This is a genomic window from Paenarthrobacter sp. 22069, from assembly GCF_052046035.1.
GTDB lineage: Bacteria > Actinomycetota > Actinomycetes > Actinomycetales > Micrococcaceae > Arthrobacter.
The window spans coordinates 102,558-122,129 of record NZ_JBQEQF010000012.1 but is presented as its reverse complement, the minus strand read 5'-3'; the positions used below and the strand labels follow the sequence as shown (position 1 = coordinate 122,129).

Genomic DNA, 19,572 nt, shown 5'->3' with positions numbered 1-19,572 from the left:
CCCAACGCCGTTATCGCCTGAGTACTGGTGAGGACTGGTGAGACCGCCCACGCCACTTCCAGCGCAGCTAGATCGAACTTATGTGATCGCGCACACGTTGGCAAGGGTTTTGACTTGGTAAACCTGTTGACCCCCTCCCCGAGGGCACCTAGCTTTAATTCATCAGGTGATGAATTCCGGGAGGAGTTTCCCGGGCTCCCTGGCAGAGCATCCGGAGGCAGCCGTGTCCCACCCCGCAGCATCCAGAACCGCCCAGCCCGGCCCCCGTGCCGATGCCATCGTGGGCGCCGGGCTTACTGTCAGGCTTGCACGGCAGCCCGTGCTCCATGGACTGGATTTCACGGTCCCCGCCGGACAAATCACCGGGCTGCTGGGGCCGTCCGGAAGCGGCAAGACCACCCTGATGCGGACCATCGTAGGGGCGCAGCGGGTCTCCGCCGGGACCATCCAGGTGCTGGGGCTGCCCGCCGGAAGCCCTGCCCTGCGCCGGGAGGTGGGCTATGTCACCCAGTCCCCCAGCGTCTACCCCGACCTGACGGTGGAGGCAAACGTCCGCTACTTCGGGGCGATGCACCGCAAAGGCAAAACCGACGTGGCAGAGGCGATCGCCGCCGTCGGGCTTGAATCCCTGGCGCGCCGAAAGGCGTCCGACTTATCCGGCGGGCAGGTCAACCGCGTGTCCCTGGCCTGCGCCCTGGTGGCACGCCCCCGGCTGCTGGTCCTCGACGAGCCAACCGTGGGCCTGGATCCCGTCCTGCGAGCCGACCTTTGGGAACGGTTCCGTGCCATGGCCGGGGCGGGTACAACGCTGCTGGTCTCCAGCCATGTGATGGAGGAGGCCGGCCGGTGCGACTCATTGCTGCTGTTGCGGAACGGACGGCTCCTGGCCCATCTGACGCCGGAGGAGCTCGGCAGGAAGGGCCACAGCAGCAATCTGGAGCAGGCCTTCCTGGCAATCATCAGGGAGCAGGAAGAGTACGACGGCGGGAGGCCGCCCGGGCAGGACACCTCCCGGAGCGGTGATAGTGCGGGAATGGAACAGAACAGGAGCGTGCGGTGATGGACGTCCGGATGATGCTCGCGACGGCGCGCAGGGTGCTCAGCCAGTTGCGCCACGACCACCGCAGCATAGGCATGATCCTGGTAGTGCCTGCACTGCTGCTGGCGGCTGTGTATTTCCTCTACGAAAACGAGACACTCCCGCCGGGCGTCCCGCGCACCTTCGACCGGGTGGGCTTGATGATGCTGGCTATCTTTCCGTTCGTGGTGATGTTCCTGGTCACCTCCATCACCATGCTGAGGGAACGCACGTCCGGGACGCTGGAGCGGCTGCTGACCACTCCCGTGCACAAGGCCGACCTGCTGTTCGGTTACGGCCTGGCTTTTTCCCTCATGGCCGCACTGCAGTCGCTGGTGGCCACCGCGGTGGCCTACTGGGTCTTCGGATTGGATATCGCGGGCGCGCCGGGCTATGTGGTGATGATTGCGGTGATCAATGCGGTTTTGGGCGTGGCGCTTGGACTGTTTTGTTCAGCCTTTGCCAGGACCGAGTTCCAGGCGGTCCAGTTCATGCCAATCGTGGTGGTGCCGCAGATCCTCCTGTGCGGCCTGTTCGTGGTGCGTGAACGGATGAACGATGTCCTGGAGGCAGTCTCCAACGTGCTGCCCCTGACCTTTTCGGTTGACGCCCTGCAGGAGATCGCGGCCCATGCGGAGGCGACCAGCCGGCTGTTGCAGGACGCGTTCGCCATGGCGGCCATCGCCCTGGGCGTACTGGTGTTGTCCGCCCTGACGCTGCGGCGGCGGACGTGAGGCTGGAGAATCCGGCGGGCAGTCCTGGCCGGTCTGGCAGGGTCCGAGCCGGAACAGCCGGCGGAACAGCCACGGCCCGCAGAGGGCGCCGCGGCGGCACCACGGAGTCCCGGGACCTCATCCTGGACGTCGCCCGCAAACTCTTCGCCGAGCACGGTTTCGAGGGCACCAGCCTGCGGCAGGTCGCGCGCAGTGCAGGAGTGGATCCGGCCATGATCCACCACTTCTTCACGGGCAAGGACGAACTTTTCGCCCTCAGCGTGGAGCTGCCTGCCGACCCGGACAAGATCCTGGCAGGCATGGCCGGCACGGATCCTGACCAGCGGGCGGAACTGGTTGTCCGGACGGTCCTCCGGCTCTGGGAGAGCCCCGCCCAGGCCGGCCTGCTGGCCTTCCTCCGCGGGACGATCGGGTCCAAAGCCAAGACGGCGCTCCTGCGGGACATGGTGGCCAAACGGGTGATCAGCCGGATCATGGCCGGCGTCCCCGGGACACCTGAGGAGGTGGCACTGCGCGGAAGCCTCGTGGCCACCCAGGTGGTGGGGCTGATGATGGTCCGCTACGTTGTCCGGCTGGAGCCGCTTGCGTCCGCAGCGCCCCAGGACGTTGTGCGGCTCGTGGCCCCGACCGTGCAGCGGTACCTCACCGGACCCCTCGCATGACTTTGTTGGTTGGAGCGCACCACCATGCTGGCCTGCGTGACCAGGGTTCGGGCAGCGGCCGGCTTACTTGATGAGGGCGGCAGCAGCGTCCATCAGCGCGCCTGCCCGCCGCACGGCGTCGGCCTCGCTTTCGCCGCCGGATGCGACAGAGGTAAGAACAACCCCTTGCCGGACCGCCTGGGCCGTGAGCGTGGACTGCGTGCGGCCGTCAGGCAATGTGCTGTCCGTGCGGTATGCAACAGCGCCGGGAACCGAGCTGACCCCAGGAACGGCTTGCACCGTGACAGCGATCTCCATTCCCGAGGCGGTCATGGTCATTGACGGGCACTTCGCCAACTGCTCCGGGGAGTCCGTGACTTTGGCGAGGAAGCTCTGATCCAGGCCTGCCACCAGCGATAGTGCCGTGACCGCGCCGGTGCCGTTATCGGTGCTCATACCGACCGCCATGGCGGCACCGTCGACTGATGGCACCGTGCTGGCGGCGGCAAGCTCCTTGCATTCAGCTGGCTTGACGTCGATGGATGCGAGCATGGACTTGGTTTGCTCCAGGGTACTGGCGATATCCCCGGTGGGCAGGACGGAAAGCCTCCGGTCGGCCGCGTCCCTGACCTGGCCCACGATGGCAGCCAGCTCTTCGGCCGTATATGCCTTGGCGGTGGGTGTTGGCGTGGGTGTGGCGGTTGGAGTGGGCACCGGCGTCGTTGTCTGGGCTGCTGCCGGGGAAGAGTCCGCGGCCTGTGGGGCAGCTGGTCCGCCGCAGGCGGAGATGGAGATGGCCAAAAGGACCGAGGCCCCAAAAGTTCCCAGCACGGACGTCTTCAATTTTTTCCCCCAATATGCAGCTGTGCGCCGGCGTTCGCCGGCTAGAAGAGAACTGTAGCGAATGTCCCCACTTGGCGGAAGCCGACCCGTTCGTAAGTTGACCTGGCCCGGGTATTGAAGCCGTTCACATAGAGGCTGGTGACCGGGGCGATCTTCTGGGCCTGCTCCACCACAGCGGACATGTAGCCGGCGCTCAGCCCCTGGCCGCGGAAAATCGGGTTCATCCAGACGCCCTGGACCTGGGTAACGTCTTCGGTCACCGCTCCGAGCTCGGCTTTGAACACCACCTCGCGGGCTTCGTTGAGGTGGACCAGGGAATGCCCCTGCCGGATGAGGCCCTCGACCCGGCGGCTGTAGAACTCCCTGCCACCCAAATAGGGCGAATACCCGACTTCTTCCTCAAACATGGCGGCGCAGGCGGGAAGGATGCGGTCGAAGTCGGCGAGGTTTCCCTGGGCAAGGCCGGGATTGGCCTGCACCTGGGGGGCGCCGTCAATGACCATCAGGGGCTGGTCCCCGCGGACCTCGTGGGCGTGGTGGCCCAGCTCCGCCAGTTCGGTATTGAGGGCCAACACTGCTGCGGCGGGACCGAAAGCGGACGCATACCTGCGCCCGGAGCTGTTGGCAGCCTGCGCCACCAGGGGCGCCAGCGCGGGATCGAGCTGGACCGGAACCAGGTTGGCTCCGGCCCAGCACGCACCCGCCAGAACGCCGTCGTCGAATATTCCGATGACGCCGGCACCGCCGCTGGTGGGTGCCGCCGTCCCTGTGGCCCGGAGGTGGGCCAGGATGAACACGTTGGCCACCGGGTCCTGCAGGGCCAGCGATGTCAGCGCGGGGGTGTCCTGCCCGTCGAGCGTACGGACTGACAGCCCCGCGGGGTCGGCAACGTCCTTACGAGACGCTAACCACGGGGCTACCCTTGACAGCATCTTCGCCATCGGCCTCCCCCATCTCTTCCGCGATACGCATGGCCTCTTCGATCAGTGTCTCAACAATCGCGCTCTCCGGAACAGTCTTGATGACCTCGCCCTTAACGAAGATCTGTCCCTTGCCGTTGCCGGAAGCAACACCAAGGTCAGCTTCGCGTGCCTCCCCGGGGCCGTTGACGACGCAACCCATGACGGCGACACGCAGCGGGATTTCCATCCCTTCAAGACCGGCAGTGACCTGTTCCGCCAGAGTGTACACGTCCACCTGGGCGCGGCCGCAGGAGGGGCAGGACACGATTTCCAGCTTGCGTGGCCGCAGGTTCAGCGACTGGAGGATCTGGTTGCCCACCTTGATCTCTTCCACCGGCGGAGCGGAGAGGGACACGCGGATGGTGTCACCGATGCCGCGGGACAGGAGCGCCCCGAACGCCGTGGCCGACTTAATGGTGCCCTGGAACGCAGGTCCGGCTTCCGTGACGCCGAGGTGCAGGGGCCAGTCGCCCTTTTCCGCGAGCATCTCGTAAGCTGCCACCATAATCACGGGGTCGTTGTGCTTGACCGAGATCTTGAAGTCGTGGAAGCCGTGCTCCTCGAAGAGCGACGCTTCCCAGACGGCGGATTCCACCAGGGCTTCGGGCGTGGCCTTGCCGTACTTCTTAAGGATGCCGGGCTCCAGGGAGCCTGCGTTGACGCCGATGCGGATTGAGGTTCCGTGGTCCTTCGCGGCCGCCGCGATCTCCTTGACCTGGTCGTCAAACTTGCGGATATTGCCGGGGTTCACCCGCACGGCAGCGCAACCGGCTTCGATGGCCGCAAAGACGTATTTGGGCTGGAAGTGGATGTCCGCAATAACGGGGATCTGGGACTTCCGGGCGATGATGGGCAGTGCCTCCGCATCATCGGCGGATGGGCAGGCAACGCGGACGATGTCGCAGCCGGACGCCGTCAGTTCGGCGATCTGCTGCAGCGTGGCGTTGATGTCCGTGGTGGGCGTGGTGGTCATGGACTGCACGCTGATGGGGTAGTCGGATCCTACGCCTACCGAACCGACTTTGATCTGGCGCGTCTTGCGGCGGGGGGCAAGGACGGGCGGTGGTGCGGACGGCATTCCCAGGCTGACCGAGGTCACGTGGACTCCTTGAGTTGAAAGGGTAAAAGGCGGCTACGCGGCAATCCCGGCCAGGATGCCGGTTACCGGAGACCACTCGGTGATGCGCGTTCCGGCGATCACGCCGGCCGCGGCGAAAGGGTCCTGCTTGAGGATCGAGTTGAGGGCGGCTTCGTCCGATGCCTTGAAGATCAGCAGGGCACCCGCTCCGTCACCATAGGGGCCGCTAGCCACGATGACGCCATCCTCTGCCAGGCCGCCGGTCCATTCGCGGTGGGCGGGACGGACCTCGTTGCGGGTTTGGGTGGAGTCTGCGGCATAAACGTACTCAACGGCAAAAACTGTCATACCGCTACCCTATCGCCATGGCAGGCGTGCCAGCGTACCCATACAGTTCCGGGGACGGTCCAGTACCGGAGACAGAGCGGCACCAGCGACGCTCACTGCAGGAAGAGGACCTTCGCTGCTGCGGCGGTTCCGGCCGCCCAGAGCATGGAGGTGAGGGTGCCGATAATGAACCGTTCGGCGGCCACCGGCGTCTCCTTCAGCTCGGCGAACCTGCCGAGGCCCTTGATGGCGACAATATAGGCGATGGCCACCGGCTGGCCGGCGAGGATGGCAAGGCAAACCCCCAGCCGTTCGAGCACGCCGATGATGGCGCCGCCGCGCAGGATGCGCTGGGTTGGTTGGGCGGGCCCGGCGGCAGTCCCGTCCGACGCCGGGTGGCCGGGCGGGGCGCTCAACTCGCCGTCCACGGCCTGGCCGCCCAGGCCTGTGGCGCCGTCTGCAGCGGCAGGGGACGCATCCGCGGGAGTGCGGGGAACGACGGTTTCGCCGGCTCCCGCAGGTTCGCGGGAGGGATCATCCACGGTGACATCGGCGGAAGGGTCCTGCTCCGCCCGGCGGGAATCCTCCGCTGCCTTGGCGGCGTCTGCCTTGTCATCGATGGTCCTGGCCAGCTTGAACACCAGTGCGGTGACGGGCCAGCCGGCAAAGCCCGCGACCAGAAGGGCCGTTGCCACCCAAAGTGCGCTCACCTGTCTCCTTTGTTCCGCGATCCGGGGGTCCGAACCGGCTGCTGCCAGGGCCAGACCCCATTGCCGGGGCCAGGCCTGCCCTTCAGGCGCCAGGCCCTTTCCGGCGCCAGGCCTGTCCTTCAGGCGCCAGGTCCTTCGGGGCGGGAATTCCTTCAGGCCCGGGCTATCTGCGAGTCTGCCAGGTCCAGAAGCATGGAAGCAGCCGGCCTGGCTGCCCATTCTTCCTGCCACCCGGACCGCAACACGGTACGGCTCACCGACTGCTCCGAAATTCCAAGTTCATGCGCCACCTGCTTCTGGCTTCCATGCCGGCCAGGCCCCGCGCTGCCCGCACCCAGGCGGCGGAGCGCATCCACCACGCGCCACTGTGCCTCGGTGCGTTCCTGGACGAGCCGGCCGAGCAGCCGCAGCACCGCTTCCGCGTTGGCACACGCCTGGACCCCTTTCCCGGCTGGGCCTCCCCCGCCGCTTTCCCCTGCCATGATGCCCGGCACCACTGACAGCGGCACCTGGGAGCCGGCACCCTTGGCGAGTTCGACGGCTCGTCGGGCCGCAACGAAAGCCGTTCCGGATCCTTCCCGCGGGCTGGCGCCGCTGGGCAGCGCAACGGTTCCGACGCCGATCCCGACGTACCATCGCCCGGCGCGGAGGGCGTGCAGGGCGATCTCCACCACCGCGGACGGGTCCCGCACCACACCCTGGACTTCATCCCCCACGGAGCGGTCGAAGACGGGCGGTTCCGAATTCGCCAGATCCAGCCGCGCAACCTCGGCAAGCAGGGCAGGGACCCGGTCCTGGTCTCCGGTACTTCCGCGCTGGTCAATGGTCATTACGAACATGCCTCAACCCTAAACGGCTGATCGCACATAATCAATCAGATTTGGCTGATTCCTGGCTACCAACCGATTTTATCTGGAGCAGGAATATCTACCCGAAGAGGTTCACGGGCTTGACGATGTCCGCGTAGATCAGCAGCATGCTCATTCCCATCAGGAGTGCCGCAACCACATACGTCACGGGAAGCAGTTTGGCGATGTCGAAGGCGCCGGGATCGGGGCGTCCCCGAAGCCTGGCAACCCAGCGGCGCGCGCCCTCGTACAACGCCCCGGCCACGTGGCCGCCGTCCAGCGGCAGCAACGGGATCAGGTTGAATACCGCGAGGGCGAAGTTCAGGCCGGCGAGCAGGCCAACCAGCGTGGCGACCCGCGACTGCAGTGGCACGGCTTCCATGGCCGCCACCTCGCCGGCCACCCGGCCTACGCCCACCACGCTGATGGGGCCGTTGGGATCGCGGGGCTCTTCGCTGAAGGCAGCCTTGGCAACGCCCACCACGCGGGCCGGCAGGTTGAAGACAACCCCGGCCACCTGGCGGATGTTCTCCCCCGCCATGGGCAGGACGGACGACGCCGGCTGGGGCACCAGCGCCGTTTGCGCACCGATGCCAAGGAATCCGACGTCCTGGTACTGCAGGTTGCCGGCAGCGTCTGTGGCCTGCCGTCCGTCGGCACCCATGACCGGCCGGGCCGACAGGACAGGGGTGACGGTGGTGGACACCTCGCTGCCGTCCCGCTCCACGGTGATGGCTACCTGCTTGCCGGCGGAAGCCCGGATCCACTCCGTCAACTGGTCCCAGCTGGTGACCTGCCTGCCGTCAAAGGAGGTGATCGTGTCATTGGGCTTCAGGCCGGCCGCCGCGGCGGGCGTCAGCTGGCAGTCGGCGGAATTTGGATCGACCGTCTGCCCCGCTGCCACCTGGCATTTGGAGACATCGGAAATAGTGGTGGTGGCCGTGGCAAAGCCGAAACCCATGAGCAGCACGGCGGTGAGCAGCACACCAAGGATCATGTTCATGGCCGGACCCCCGAGCATGATGATCACTTTCTTCCAGACCGGGAGGCGGTAAAACACGCGGTTTTCGTCCCCGGGGCCCACTTCCTCGTGCGCCATGGACCGGGCCTCGGTGGCAAGCGTCTGGAACATGCCGGTGCTGGAGGGCCGGACGGAACCGTCCTCCTTGTTGGGCGGGTACATGCCGATCATGGAGACGTAGCCGCCGAGCGGCACGGCCTTCACGCCGTATTCGGTTTCGCCTTTGCGGCGCGACCACAGGGTGGGCCCGAAACCGATCATGTACTTGGTCACGCGCACCCTGAAGATCTTGGCCGGCACCAGGTGCCCCACCTCGTGGAGCGCGATGGATACCGCAATGCCAAGGGCGACGAAGACGACGCCGAGGATGAAAAGTAGAACAGGGGTCATGGAGGTGCTGCTGCTTCCTAGAGGCTGCTGACTGCTAAACGTTCGTGGGCGCGGGCGCGTGCCCAGCTTTCAGCATCCAGCACCGATTCCACCGTCAGCCCGGAAGAACCTGAGTGTTCGCTGAGAACGGCCGCGACGGTGTCGACGATGTCAGTAAACCGGATCCGGCCGGCGTGGAAGGCCGTGACGGCTTCCTCGTTGGCGGCGTTGAACACAGCCGGGAACGTGCTCCCCTGCCGCGCTGCCTCCTTGGCCAGGCCGACGGCGGGGAAGGCCCCAGTGTCCAGCGGCTCGAAGGTCCACGTGGCGGCCTGCGTCCAGTCGCAGTGGCTGGCGGCTCCCGGCACCCGGTCCGGCCAGCCCAGCCCAAGGGCGATGGGGAGCCGCATGTCCGGCGGGGATGCCTGGGCGATGGTGGAGCCGTCAATGAACTGCACCATCGAATGGACGACGGACTGGGGATGCACCACCACGTCGATCCGGTCCAACGGGATATCGAACAAGAGGTGTGCCTCGATGAGTTCGAGGCCCTTGTTCACCAGGGTGGCCGAGTTGGTGGTGACCATAACTCCCATGTCCCAGGTGGGATGGGCAAGGGCCTCCTGGGGCGTAACTGCGTGGAGTTCCTCCCGGCTCCTGCCCCGGAACGGTCCCCCCGAAGCTGTGAGGATGAGCTTGTCCACCTCGGCGGCAGTGCCGGAGCGCAGGCACTGCGCAATTGCGGAGTGCTCCGAATCGACGGGGACGATCTGGCCTTCGCGGGCTGCGGCCTTGACCAGGCTCCCGCCCACGATCAGGGACTCTTTGTTGGCAAGGGCAAGAGTAGCTCCGCTTTTGAGGGCTGCGAGCGTAGGTGCCAGGCCGATGGACCCGGTGATGCCATTGAGCACCACGTCCGCCTCAATCGCGGCAATGCGGGCGGAGGCGTCCGGCCCGGCCACGATCTCCGGCCGGTAACCCGGGCGGCCGGCTGCAGCGGCGGCGTCGCCGATCAGCGACGCCAGCCGGGCAGGATCCCCGCCGGCAATTCCCACCGCAGCGGCGCCGGTGTGGACGGCCTGCTGCGCCAGGAGCTCAAGGTTGCCGCCCCCGGCACTGAGTGCCACTACCTCGAACAGGTGCGGGGCGCCGTCGACGACGTCAATCGCCTGGGTGCCAATGGAACCGGTGGATCCGAGGAGGACGACTCTTCGTGGCTGCATTACTTAAGTATCCCGCACCCGTCACGGCCTGCCGTGCCCCTGACCTGCTGCTGTGCCTTGACCGCCGTGCCGGCGGGCGTAACGTGGATTGCGTGGACTGGCTCTCGTGGTTCGACGCACCGGAGTACGAATTCGCGCGGCAGGTGCTGCAACGGGGTGTGGCGGCACTGTATTGCGTTGCGTTCCTGTCCACGCTGAACCAGTTTCCCGCCCTGCTCGGCGAGCGCGGCCTGCTCCCCGTGCCGGAGTTCCTGGCCGCCTTTACCCGGCTGCGCCGGCCCACGTTCTTCCGCTGGCGGTACTCCGACCGGCTGCTGCGCACCGTCTGCGCCGCTGGCTTGCTGGTGTCGGCGCTGCTTGTGGCCGGCGTCCCCCAGCTGGGCCCGCCCTGGGTGCCGCTGATCGCATTCCTGGCCCTGTGGCTGCTCTACATGTCGATCGTGAACGTGGGCCAGACGTTCTATGGGTTCGGCTGGGAAATGCTGCTCCTGGAGGCAGGCTTCACCGTGGCGTTCTTGGGTTCGGACCAGACGGTGCCGCCCCGGACCATCCTGATCCTGACCGTGTGGCTGGTGTTCCGGTTGGAATTCGGCGCGGGGATGATCAAGATCCGCGGCGGCCGGGAGTGGCGCGACCTGACGGCGCTGTACTACCACCACGAGACACAGCCGATGCCCGGACCGCTCAGCCGCCAAGCGCATCTCCTGCCCAAGCCCCTGCACCGGATCGAGGTGGTGGGCAACCACATCGCCCAGCTGGTGGTGCCCTTCCTGCTGTTCGCGCCGCAGCCCGTGGCCAGCGTCGCTGCGGCGGTGGTGGTGGTCACCCAGCTCTGGCTGGTGGCCAGTGGAAACTTTGCCTGGCTGAACTGGATGGCAATCGTGCTGGCGTTCGCGGCGGTCAGCGATCCCGTGGCGCATGCCGTCATCCCGGCCATTCCCGCCGATTGGGATGCGGCCACGGGAGTGCAGCGGCAAACGCCCCTGTGGTGGCTGGCCATCACCCTGGCGGCGTCAGTGCTGCTGCTGGTCCTGAGCTACTGGCCGCTGCGGAATTTGTTCTCCCGCCGCCAGTTGATGAACGCCAGTTTCAACCGGTGGCAGCTGGTCAACGCGTACGGGGCGTTTGGAACGGTGACGAAGCAGCGCATTGAAATTGTCGTGGAGGGCACGCTGGACGAGGACCCCGACGACGGCCTGGACTGGCGTGAGTACGGCTTCAAGGGCAAACCCGGTGACGTGCGCCGGATTCCACGGCAATGGGCCCCTTACCATCTGCGGCTGGACTGGCTGATGTGGTTCCTGCCCCTGCGGAGCGTGCATGAGGAGTGGTTCTACGCGTTCCTGGCCAAGCTCCTGGCCGCGGACCGGCAGGTGCTGCGGCTGCTGCGGCATGATCCGTTCGACGGCGCTGCCCCGCGCTGGGTGCGCGTGCGCAGCTTCCATTACCGCTTCGCCAGCCGGAAGGAGTTCCGGGAGACCGGCAACCGGTGGGTGCGGACACTGCTCTACGAGCCCATTCCACCAACCTCACTGCGGCGGTCGCCCGGCCGGCAACGCTAAGTGCCGGCAGCGGAAGGAATTGCGCCGCCGGGAGCGCCTCCGCCGCCAGATCCTTCCGTCCGCTAGACCCGTTCCGCCGCGCGGCGGATGATCTCCTGGGCATGCTTGAGGATGGGCCCGTCGATCATCTTCCCATGGTACGTGAAGACTCCCGATCCGGCCGATGCGGCGGCATCCAGGAGCGCCTGGGCCGCGGCCACCTCCTCATCGGAGGGCGCGTAGGCCTTGCGGACGACGGCGGCCTGGCTGGGGTGGATGCATGCCTTGGAGCTGAACCCGGAGGCCACGGCATCGGCGGCTTCTGCGGCCAGTCCGTCAAGGTCCGGGATGTTCGTGTAGACGGCGTCCACTGCTTCCTTCCCATGGGCGCGCGCCGCCAAGAGCACCGACGAGCGGGCGTGCAGCGCCACCGCCCGGTAGCCGCCGTCGTCATTCCTGCTGGACGTGCCGCCAAGTGTGGCGAGCAGGTCCTCCGCCCCCCACATGAGGCCCACCACGTTGGGGGCAGCGGCGATAGCCGTGGCGTTGAGCACCCCGAGGGCTGTTTCACACAGGGCGATGACCTGGTACCCCTCCAGCGCCTTAAGCTGTTCGGCCGATTCGGCCTTGGCCAGCATCACGGTCCGGTAGGGCGTGTGCGCCAGGCAGTGCAGGTCCTTTTCAAAGTCGCCGGTGCCAACAGGATTGACCCGCACGATGGTGCAGCTGGGTTCAAGTTCCGGTTCCACTCCCGTGGTTCCGAGCTGGGCGAGGATGGCGCCCCGGGCACGCTGCTTGTCCGCCGGCGCCACCGCGTCCTCGAGGTCCAGGATCACGGCGTCCGCGCGGGCGGCGGCCTTTTGGTACCGCTCCGGCCGGTCGGCGGGGCAGAAGAGCAGCGCGGGTCCCATCACAAAAGTCATACCGGCATTCTCTCCTGTCCGCTGCCCTGCGCCTTCATGTGCGCATCCCGGATCCACATCAGGCAGCTGCGGGTGGCACGGGCCACCACCGTTCCGTCCTGGTTGCGCCCGGTGTGCTCCATGGTGGCGATCCCCTGCCCGGGGCGCGAGGCCGAAAGCCGCTTCCCGGTGATCACCGTCTCCGTATAGAGCGTGTCCCCGTGGTAGAGCGGATGCGGGAACGACACGTCCGTCAGGCCCAACTGGGCGATGATGGTCCCCTGGGTCAGCTGCGTCACCGACTGTCCCACCATGGTGGCCAGGGTGAACATGGAATTCATCAGCCGCTGGCCGAAGGGCTGGCCGGCGCTCCAGGCCGCGTCCAGGTGCAGCGCCTGGGTGTTCATTGTGAGCGTGGTGAACAGGACATTGTCCGTTTCCGTCACCGTGCGTCCCGGGCGGTGGGCATACACTACGCCCTCCTCCAGTTCATCGAAGTACAGCCCGCGCTGTTCGACCACGCGCCTGCCGCCGTCGCCCTGCCGGGTGCCGGTGGAATCCTTGGCGCTCATACGGTGAGTTCCTGGTCTTCCTCGAAGAGGTCCGCGCCGGTCGCGGCCACGACGTCCTCGGCGGAGACATTGGGGGCGAGTTCGCGCAGGACCAGGCGCGGGGAACCACCGTCCTTGACGACGTCGATGACGGCCAGGTCCGTAATAATCCGGTCCACGCAGCCCTTCCCGGTCAGCGGCAGTGAGCACTCCTGGACGATCTTGGGGTTGCCGCTGCGGTCCACGTGCTCCATCATGACGATCACCCGCTTGGCCCCGAACACCAGGTCCATGGCCCCACCCATTCCCTTGACCATCTTTCCGGGGATCATCCAGTTGGCCAGGTCTCCGTTGGCGGCAACCTCCATGGCGCCCAGGACGGCAAGGTCCACGTGGCCGCCGCGGATCATGCCGAACGACGTTGCCGAGTCGAAGAATGCGGCTCCCCTGTTGACCGTCACGGTTTCCTTGCCGGCATTGATCAGGTCCGGGTCCACCGCGTCTTCCGCGGGGTAGGGGCCCACCCCGAGGATCCCGTTCTCGGAGTGCAGCACCACTTCCACCCCGTCGGGTATGTAGTTCGGAATCAGGGTGGGCATGCCGATGCCCAGGTTCACGTATTGTCCGTTGCGGAGCTCCCGGGCGACCCGTTCTGCCAGTTCGTTTCTGGTCCAGCCTTTGCTGTCGGCGGCGGAGGCCTGGTCGCCGGGGGCGGCATGGCGCTGGGAGCCTGCCCGGCGGTACTCCGGGCGGACCGCTTCGGGCCGCGGCGCTTCGGGGCTGTTCGGATCCATGGTCATGCTCCTGCCTGCTGGACGCTGCCCGGTGTACTTCCGCTGGAGGCTGCGCCCCCGGCAGTTCTCCCCGTCAGGGCGACGGTGCGTTTCTCGATCCGCTTCTCGCCGTCCTTCGCAAGGACCACGCGCTGGACGAAGATCCCCGGGGTGTGGATGTGCTCGGGATCAAGTTCACCGGGCTCCACGAGTTCCTCGACCTCGGCGATGGTGATCCGTCCGGCCATGGCGCACAGGGGGTTGAAGTTCATCGCCGTGGCGTGGAAGACCAGGTTGCCGTGGCGGTCGCCCTTCCACGCATGCACCAGTCCGAAGTCCGGTGTGAGGGACTCTTCCAGGACGTAGTCCACTCCCCCGAACGAGCGGACCTCCTTCGGGGCGGAGGCAACAGCAATGCCGCCGTTCGCGTCGTATTTCTGCGGCAGGCCGCCGTCGGACACCTGGGTTCCGACTCCCGCCTTGGTGTAGAACGCGGGTATGCCGGCGCCGCCGGCGCGCAGCTTCTCCGCCAGCGTGCCCTGCGGGGTCAGTACCACTTCCAGTTCACCGGCGAGGTACTGGCGGGCGAACTCCTTGTTTTCGCCCACGTAGGAGCTGATGGTACGGCGGATCCGCCCGTCCCGGAGCAGGATGCCGAGCCCCCAGTCGTCCACGCCGCAGTTGTTGCTGACGGTCTCCAGCCCCGACGTGCCGGCCCGGTGCAGGGCGTCGATCAGGGCCACCGGGATACCGCAGAGACCGAACCCGCCCACAGCGACGGAGGCGCCGTCGGGAATGTCCGCGACGGCTTCATCGGCACTGGCAACAACCTTGTCAATCATCATCGATCCTTTCAGGCCGGCTGCGTTTCCTGCCGCATGTGCAGGGGCTACAGTCCCAGTTCGCGGGCGATGAGCATCAACTGGACCTCCGTGGTGCCCTCCCCCACTTCAAGGATCTTGGAGTCGCGGTAGTGGCGTGCCACGGTGAACTCGTTGATGAAGCCATAGCCGCCGAATACCTGGGTGGCATCCCGCGCATTGTCCATGGCCGCCTCGCCTGCGACCATCTTAGCGATGGCCGCCTGGGTCTTGAACGGCTTCCCGGCGAGCATCCTGGCGGCAGCATCGTAATAGGCCAGGCGGGCAGTGTGGGCCCGTGCTTCCATCCTGGCGATCTTGAACGAGATGGCCTGGTACTTGCCGATTTCGCTGCCGAACGCGCGCCGCTCCCGGGCGTACCGGACCGACAGGTCAACGCAGCCCTGGGCCGCGCCGGTGGCCAGGGCCGCGATGGCGATGCGCCCCTCGTCCAGGATGGAGAGGAAGTTCGCGTAGCCGCGCCCCTCGGCGCCCAGCAGGTTTTCCTCCGGCACGCGGACATCCTTGAGCGTCAGCGGGTGCGTGTCGGAGGCGTTCCAACCCACCTTGTTGTAGGGCTTTTCCGCCTTGAAGCCCGGGGTGTCCGTGGGCACCAGGATGGTGGAAATCTCCTTTTTGACGCTGCCGTCCCCGCGGTCCGTTTCCCCCGTGACGGCCGTGACGGTGACCAACCGGGTGATGTCCGTCCCGGAGTTGGTGATGAACTCCTTGTTGCCGTTGATCACCCAGTTGCCGTCCTGGCGGCGGGCATGGGTCTTGGTCCCGCCGGCGTCCGAGCCCGCCTCCGGCTCGGTCAGCCCGAACCCGGCGAGCGCCTGTCCGGAGGCCAGCATGGGCAGCCATTCCGCTTTTTGCGCGTCGGTGCCGAAGCGGTAGACGGGCATGGCACCCAGGGACACGCCCGCCTCAAGGGTGATTGCGACGGACTGGTCCACGCGGCCGAGCTGTTCCAGGGCGAGGGCCAGGGCGAAGTAGTCCCCACCCATACCGCCGTATTCCTCCGGGAACGGCAGCCCGAACAGGCCCATCTCCGCCATCTGCTTCACCACTTCGTACGGGAAGCTGTGCTCTTCGTCGTGCTTTGCCGAAACCGGGGCCACCACGTTGTCCGCGAAGTCGCGCACGGTGTCGCTGAGGTCCTGGTATTCCTCGCTGAGTTCAAAACCGGTCATGGTCAGGCTCCTTCGCCTTGCTGTGCAGCTGAATCTGTGTCTGTGGCTTGCGATGTGTCCACGGCGTCCCGGGTGGGGTCCGGGTGGATGGTGGCCAGCACCTGGTCCGCCTTGACCAGGTCGCCGGTACGGGCGGTCAGGTGGACCGTCCCTGCCAGCGGGGCCACCAGGTGGTGTTCCATCTTCATGGCCTCCACGGACACCAGGACGTCCCCGGCCTGGACCGCTTCGCCATCGGCGACCGGGACGGCCACCACGGTCCCGGGCATCGGCGAGCGCACCTCGGGGTCGGCCGCGCCTTCCTGCCGCTGGATGGCAGCCAGCACCCGTTCCAGCCGCGCCTCGCGGGTCAGGACGTCCAGGCCGCAGGACCAGCCGGCATTGCCGAGGAACAGCCGGGCGGGCCCGGCGGGAAGGGCGTTGTCCACCGCAGGAGCCGGCGGCCCTGCATGCACCGGTGCCAGCCGGTAGGCGTGGCGTTGGCCATCGAGGTCAAGGTCGAAGCTTCGCCGGCTGGACCACTGCAGTGACGCACGCATCGCGGGGCCGCCGTCGACGGCAACCACGGCAGTGCCACCCCCGTTGGGGGTGCCGGTCACCTGGATGGTGGCCACGCCGCCGTCGGGCGTTCCCAGGCTGATGCGGCGGGGCGCCGGCTTCCCAAGGCGCCAGCCGCTGCGGTCCCGCCAGGGGCCGCTCCCCGGGTAAGGGTTGCTGTCATCCTCTATGGAGAGCGTGTACAGGGCGGCGGCGACCAGTTCCGCGTCGCCCGCGCGCCGGAACTCCAGCCCGGGCAGTTTCCGTTCGATCAACCCGGTGTCCAGGCGGCCTGCCCGGACCTCGGGATCGCTGAGCAGGAGCCTCAGGTATTCAACGTTGGTGTCGATGCCAAGAGCTGTGTAACCGGACAAGGCTTCGTCCAGGGTGGCCAGGGCGGCTGCGCGGTCTTCACCCCATGCGATGACCTTCGAGATCATGGGGTCGTAGTTGGCCGGGAGCTCCAGCCCTTCGACCAGGGAGGAATCCACCCGGACCCGGCCGGCGGCCTGCTCCACTTCCACGCGGGCAGGAGCGCTGGGCCGCGCCTTGGGCCCAGGCAGTTCGTCCAGCACAAGCACCGTTCCGGTGGACGGGAGGAAGTTCTTTTCCGGCACCTCGGCGTACACCCGGGCCTCCACGGCATGCCCGGAAAGCCTTACGTCGTCCTGCCGGAGCGTCAGTTCGGCACCGGCGGCGATCCGCACCTGCCATTCCACCAGGTCGGTGCCCGTCACCATCTCGGTGACCGGGTGTTCCACCTGCAGCCGGGTGTTCATTTCCATGAAGAAGAATTCGTCCGGCGCATCGTCGGAGACCAGGAATTCCACGGTTCCCGCCCCTGTGTAGTCCACGCTGCGGGCGGCGTTGCAGGCCGCTTCACCGATCCGCGCGCGCACTTCAGCCCCGTTGGGGAGGCTCTCCAGCAGGGGTGAGGGGGCTTCCTCAATGACTTTCTGGTGCCTGCGCTGGAGGGAGCATTCGCGCTCCCCCAGGTGGATGACGTTGCCATGGCCGTCCGCCAGCACCTGCACCTCGATGTGCCGGGGCGTGGTGACCAGGCGCTCCAGGAACAGGGTGTCATCGCCGAACGCTGCGGCCGCCACGCGCCGGGCGGTTACCAGGGCGGAGGGCAGGTCCTCCGGCTTTGCGACGGCCTGCATGCCTTTGCCCCCGCCGCCCGCTGACGGCTTGATCAGGAGGGGAAAGCCGACGGCGGCAGCCGCCTCCATAAGTTCGGCGTCGGTCATCCCGGGCTTGGCGATGCCCGGAACAACCGGCACGCCGTACCCGGCCACGTGGTTCTTTGCCCGGATCTTGTCGCCCATGACATTGAGCGCTTCCACGCCGGGGCCGATGAAGGTGACCCCGGCCTTCTCCAGGGCGCGGGCGAAGTCCACATTCTCGCTCAGGAAGCCATAGCCGGGGTGGACGGCCTCGGCCCCGGTCTCCTTGCAGGCCCGGATGATGGCGTCGGTATTCAGGTAGCTTTCGCTTGCCGCGGCGGGGCCGATCCGCACGGAAGCGTCCGCTTCCCGCACGTGGCGGGCACCGGAGTCGGCGTCGCTGTAGACCGCAATGGAACGGATTCCGAGGCGGCGCAGGGTGCGGATGACGCGGCAGGCGATCTCGCCGCGGTTCGCGACCAGCACCGTGCTGAACACCGGCGCGCCGCCGGCTCCGTGGGTGGCACCAGTACTGGCAGTGGCTGGATCTGTGGTGGTCTGCATGGTCATTGCTGGCTCACATCCGGAAGAGGCCGAAGGAGGTCTCCGGCAAGGGGGTGCGGGAGACGACGTCAAGCGCCAGGCCCAGGACGGTGCGCGTATCGGCAGGATCGATGACGGCGTCATCCCACAGCCGGGCCGTGGAGTAGTAAGGGCTGCCCTGTTCCTCGTACTGCCGCCGGATGGGGGCCTTGAACTCCTCCTCGTCCTGTTCCGGCCATTCCCCGCCGGCCGCCTCGTACTGGTCCCGCTTAACGGTGGCCAGGACAGTGGCGGCCTGGTTTCCTCCCATGACCGAAATCCTGGCCGCGGGCCACATCCACAGGAACCGTGGGGAGTAAGCACGGCCGCACATCGAGTAGTTGCCCGCACCAAAGGAGCCGCCGATGACCACAGTCAGCTTGGGCACCCGGGCGGTGGCAACGGCGGTGACCATCTTGGCGCCGTTCTTGGCGATGCCGCCCTGCTCGGCGTCCCTGCCCACCATGAAGCCGGAGATGTTTTGCAGGAACACCAGCGGGATGCCGCGCTGGTCGCACAGTTCAATGAAATGGGCGCCCTTGAGTGACGATTCGCTGAACAGCACCCCGTTGTTGGCCACGATTCCCACTGGATGCCCCTCGATCCGGGCGAACCCTGTGACCAGGGTGGTGCCATAGTCCTTCTTGAACTCATGGAACCTGCTGCCGTCCACCAACCGGGCGATGACCTCGTGGACGTCGTAGGGGGCATTGACGTCCGTGGGCACGGCGCCATAGAGGCCGTCCGGGTCCACGGCCGGTTCGACGGCGGGTTCCACCTGCCAGGCGGGGGCGCCAGGGGGCGGCAGGGTGGCCACGATGTCCCGGACGATCTGCAGGGCGTGTTCATCATTTTCAGCCAGGTGGTCAGTGACGCCGGAGACCCGGGAGTGCACCTCGCCGCCGCCCAGCTCCTCCGCCGTGACGATTTCGCCGATCGCGGCCTTCACCAACGGCGGGCCGCCAAGGAAGATGGTGCCCTGGTTGCGGACGATGACGGTCTCATCGCTCATGGCGGGGACGTAGGCTCCGCCGGCCGTGCAGGAGCCCATGACGGCCGCGATCTGCGGGATCTTCGCCGCGGACAGGCGGGCCTGGTTGTAAAAGATGCGGCCAAAGTGGTCCTTGTCCGGAAACACTTCGTCCTGTTTGGGCAGGAAGGCGCCGCCGGAGTCCACCAGGTAGATGCACGGCAGCCTGTTTTCCAGGGCGATCTCCTGGGCGCGGAGATGCTTCTTCACCGTCATCGGGTAGTAGGTGCCGCCCTTGACGGTTGCGTCGTTCGAGATCACCAGGACCTGCCGGCCGTGCACCAGGCCGATCCCGGCGATGACACCGGCGCCCGGAGCCTCGTCGTCGTACATTCCGTTCGCTGCCAGCGGGGCAATCTCCAGGAAGGGGCTTCCGTCATCCAGCAACTGGTCGATCCGGTCCCGCGGCAGGAGCTTGCCGCGGGCCACGTGGCGGTCCCTCGACTTTTGCGGGCCGCCCAATGCCGCGTCCGCCAGCCTTTTCCGCAGCTCTTCAGCGAGCGAGAGCTGCGCTTCCCGGTTGGTTCGAAAGGACTCGCTTGCTGCATCAAGCCGGGTGGCAAGGGTCTCCATCGACGGTCCGTCCTTGTGTTGACCGGGTGG

The 19,572-nt window shown here is 67.0% G+C and carries 19 protein-coding genes; 4 read left to right on the top strand and 15 right to left on the bottom strand.

The genetic code is table 11. The annotated features are described in order from the left end of the window. The first annotated feature begins 223 nt into the window (after window positions 1-223). From ACTJK0_RS11750 to ACTJK0_RS11740, 3 genes are all read left to right on the top strand, one after another. Window positions 224-1,060, top strand: a complete 837-nt coding sequence (locus tag ACTJK0_RS11750) for an ABC transporter ATP-binding protein (RefSeq protein ID WP_440745268.1) — start codon at window positions 224-226, stop codon at window positions 1,058-1,060. Beyond that, window positions 1,060-1,812, top strand: coding sequence for an ABC transporter permease (locus ACTJK0_RS11745; protein WP_181422499.1), 753 nt, complete (start codon window positions 1,060-1,062; stop codon window positions 1,810-1,812). The genes ACTJK0_RS11750 and ACTJK0_RS11745 overlap by 1 nt, the downstream gene beginning before the upstream one ends. 119 nt (window positions 1,813-1,931) lie before the next feature. Next, window positions 1,932-2,474 (top strand): TetR/AcrR family transcriptional regulator, encoded by a 543-nt coding sequence (locus ACTJK0_RS11740; protein ID WP_440745294.1) that lies wholly within the window; start codon window positions 1,932-1,934, stop codon window positions 2,472-2,474. Between the two features lie 63 nt (window positions 2,475-2,537). On the opposite strand, the gene ACTJK0_RS11735 is transcribed toward ACTJK0_RS11740, so the two are convergent. The 8 genes from ACTJK0_RS11735 to dxr all read right to left on the bottom strand — a co-directional run bounded on the left by ACTJK0_RS11735 (window position 2,538) and on the right by dxr (window position 9,834). Then, window positions 2,538-3,284 carry a hypothetical protein gene (locus ACTJK0_RS11735; protein ID WP_440745267.1) on the bottom strand — a complete coding sequence of 249 codons (747 nt, stop codon included), beginning with the start codon at window positions 3,282-3,284 and terminating at the stop codon, window positions 2,538-2,540. A gap of 53 nt (window positions 3,285-3,337) precedes the next feature. Next, window positions 3,338-4,228, bottom strand: coding sequence for a GNAT family N-acetyltransferase (locus tag ACTJK0_RS11730; protein WP_110544763.1), 891 nt, complete (start codon window positions 4,226-4,228; stop codon window positions 3,338-3,340). Continuing rightward, window positions 4,191-5,357, bottom strand: coding sequence for a flavodoxin-dependent (E)-4-hydroxy-3-methylbut-2-enyl-diphosphate synthase (gene ispG, locus ACTJK0_RS11725; protein ID WP_043452822.1), 1,167 nt, complete (start codon window positions 5,355-5,357; stop codon window positions 4,191-4,193). Before ispG ends, ACTJK0_RS11730 begins: the two co-directional genes overlap by 38 nt. A gap of 33 nt (window positions 5,358-5,390) precedes the next feature. After that, the gene (locus ACTJK0_RS11720) at window positions 5,391-5,684 is read right to left on the bottom strand and encodes a YciI family protein (RefSeq protein ID WP_110544761.1); all 294 of its coding nucleotides are present in this window, start codon (window positions 5,682-5,684) and stop codon (window positions 5,391-5,393) included. 92 nt (window positions 5,685-5,776) lie between these two features. Beyond that, window positions 5,777-6,373 carry a hypothetical protein gene (locus ACTJK0_RS11715; RefSeq protein WP_110544759.1) on the bottom strand — a complete coding sequence of 199 codons (597 nt, stop codon included), beginning with the start codon at window positions 6,371-6,373 and terminating at the stop codon, window positions 5,777-5,779. A 152-nt stretch (window positions 6,374-6,525) separates the two neighbouring features. Next, a complete protein-coding gene (locus ACTJK0_RS11710) occupies window positions 6,526-7,212 on the bottom strand; it encodes a MarR family transcriptional regulator (RefSeq protein ID WP_110544758.1) in 687 nt (228 codons plus the stop codon). A gap of 88 nt (window positions 7,213-7,300) precedes the next feature. Next, window positions 7,301-8,632 (bottom strand): M50 family metallopeptidase, encoded by a 1,332-nt coding sequence (locus ACTJK0_RS11705; RefSeq protein WP_440745266.1) that lies wholly within the window; start codon window positions 8,630-8,632, stop codon window positions 7,301-7,303. 17 nt (window positions 8,633-8,649) lie between these two features. After that, the gene (dxr, locus tag ACTJK0_RS11700) at window positions 8,650-9,834 is read right to left on the bottom strand and encodes a 1-deoxy-D-xylulose-5-phosphate reductoisomerase (RefSeq protein WP_440745265.1); all 1,185 of its coding nucleotides are present in this window, start codon (window positions 9,832-9,834) and stop codon (window positions 8,650-8,652) included. A 92-nt stretch (window positions 9,835-9,926) separates the two neighbouring features. On the opposite strand from dxr, the gene ACTJK0_RS11695 reads away from it, so the two are divergent. Further along, complete coding sequence (locus ACTJK0_RS11695; protein WP_440745293.1) at window positions 9,927-11,396, top strand: lipase maturation factor family protein; 1,470 nt, start codon at window positions 9,927-9,929, stop codon at window positions 11,394-11,396. A 62-nt stretch (window positions 11,397-11,458) separates the two neighbouring features. Here ACTJK0_RS11695 and ACTJK0_RS11690 read toward each other — a convergent pair whose 3' ends face one another. The 7 genes from ACTJK0_RS11690 to ACTJK0_RS11660 are packed head-to-tail and all read right to left on the bottom strand — an operon-like array spanning window position 11,459 to window position 19,542. Next, on the bottom strand, window positions 11,459-12,298 hold the full coding sequence (locus ACTJK0_RS11690) for an HpcH/HpaI aldolase/citrate lyase family protein (protein WP_440745264.1): 840 nt from the start codon (window positions 12,296-12,298) through the stop codon (window positions 11,459-11,461). Continuing rightward, complete coding sequence (locus ACTJK0_RS11685; protein WP_440745263.1) at window positions 12,295-12,849, bottom strand: MaoC family dehydratase; 555 nt, start codon at window positions 12,847-12,849, stop codon at window positions 12,295-12,297. Before ACTJK0_RS11685 ends, ACTJK0_RS11690 begins: the two co-directional genes overlap by 4 nt. Continuing rightward, window positions 12,846-13,628: a CoA transferase subunit B gene (locus tag ACTJK0_RS11680; RefSeq protein ID WP_440745262.1), complete on the bottom strand. Its 783-nt coding sequence runs from the start codon at window positions 13,626-13,628 to the stop codon at window positions 12,846-12,848. Before ACTJK0_RS11680 ends, ACTJK0_RS11685 begins: the two co-directional genes overlap by 4 nt. Next, entirely contained in the window at window positions 13,625-14,443 is an 819-nt protein-coding gene (locus ACTJK0_RS11675; protein WP_110544910.1) for a CoA transferase subunit A, read from the bottom strand. The genes ACTJK0_RS11680 and ACTJK0_RS11675 overlap by 4 nt, the downstream gene beginning before the upstream one ends. A gap of 47 nt (window positions 14,444-14,490) precedes the next feature. Further along, window positions 14,491-15,654, bottom strand: a complete 1,164-nt coding sequence (locus tag ACTJK0_RS11670) for an acyl-CoA dehydrogenase family protein (protein ID WP_440745261.1) — start codon at window positions 15,652-15,654, stop codon at window positions 14,491-14,493. A gap of 2 nt (window positions 15,655-15,656) precedes the next feature. After that, a complete protein-coding gene (locus tag ACTJK0_RS11665; protein WP_440745260.1) occupies window positions 15,657-17,927 on the bottom strand; it encodes an ATP-binding protein in 2,271 nt (756 codons plus the stop codon). Between the two features lie 7 nt (window positions 17,928-17,934). Beyond that, on the bottom strand, window positions 17,935-19,542 hold the full coding sequence (locus ACTJK0_RS11660) for a carboxyl transferase domain-containing protein (RefSeq protein ID WP_440745259.1): 1,608 nt from the start codon (window positions 19,540-19,542) through the stop codon (window positions 17,935-17,937). Window positions 19,543-19,572 lie beyond the last annotated feature (30 nt).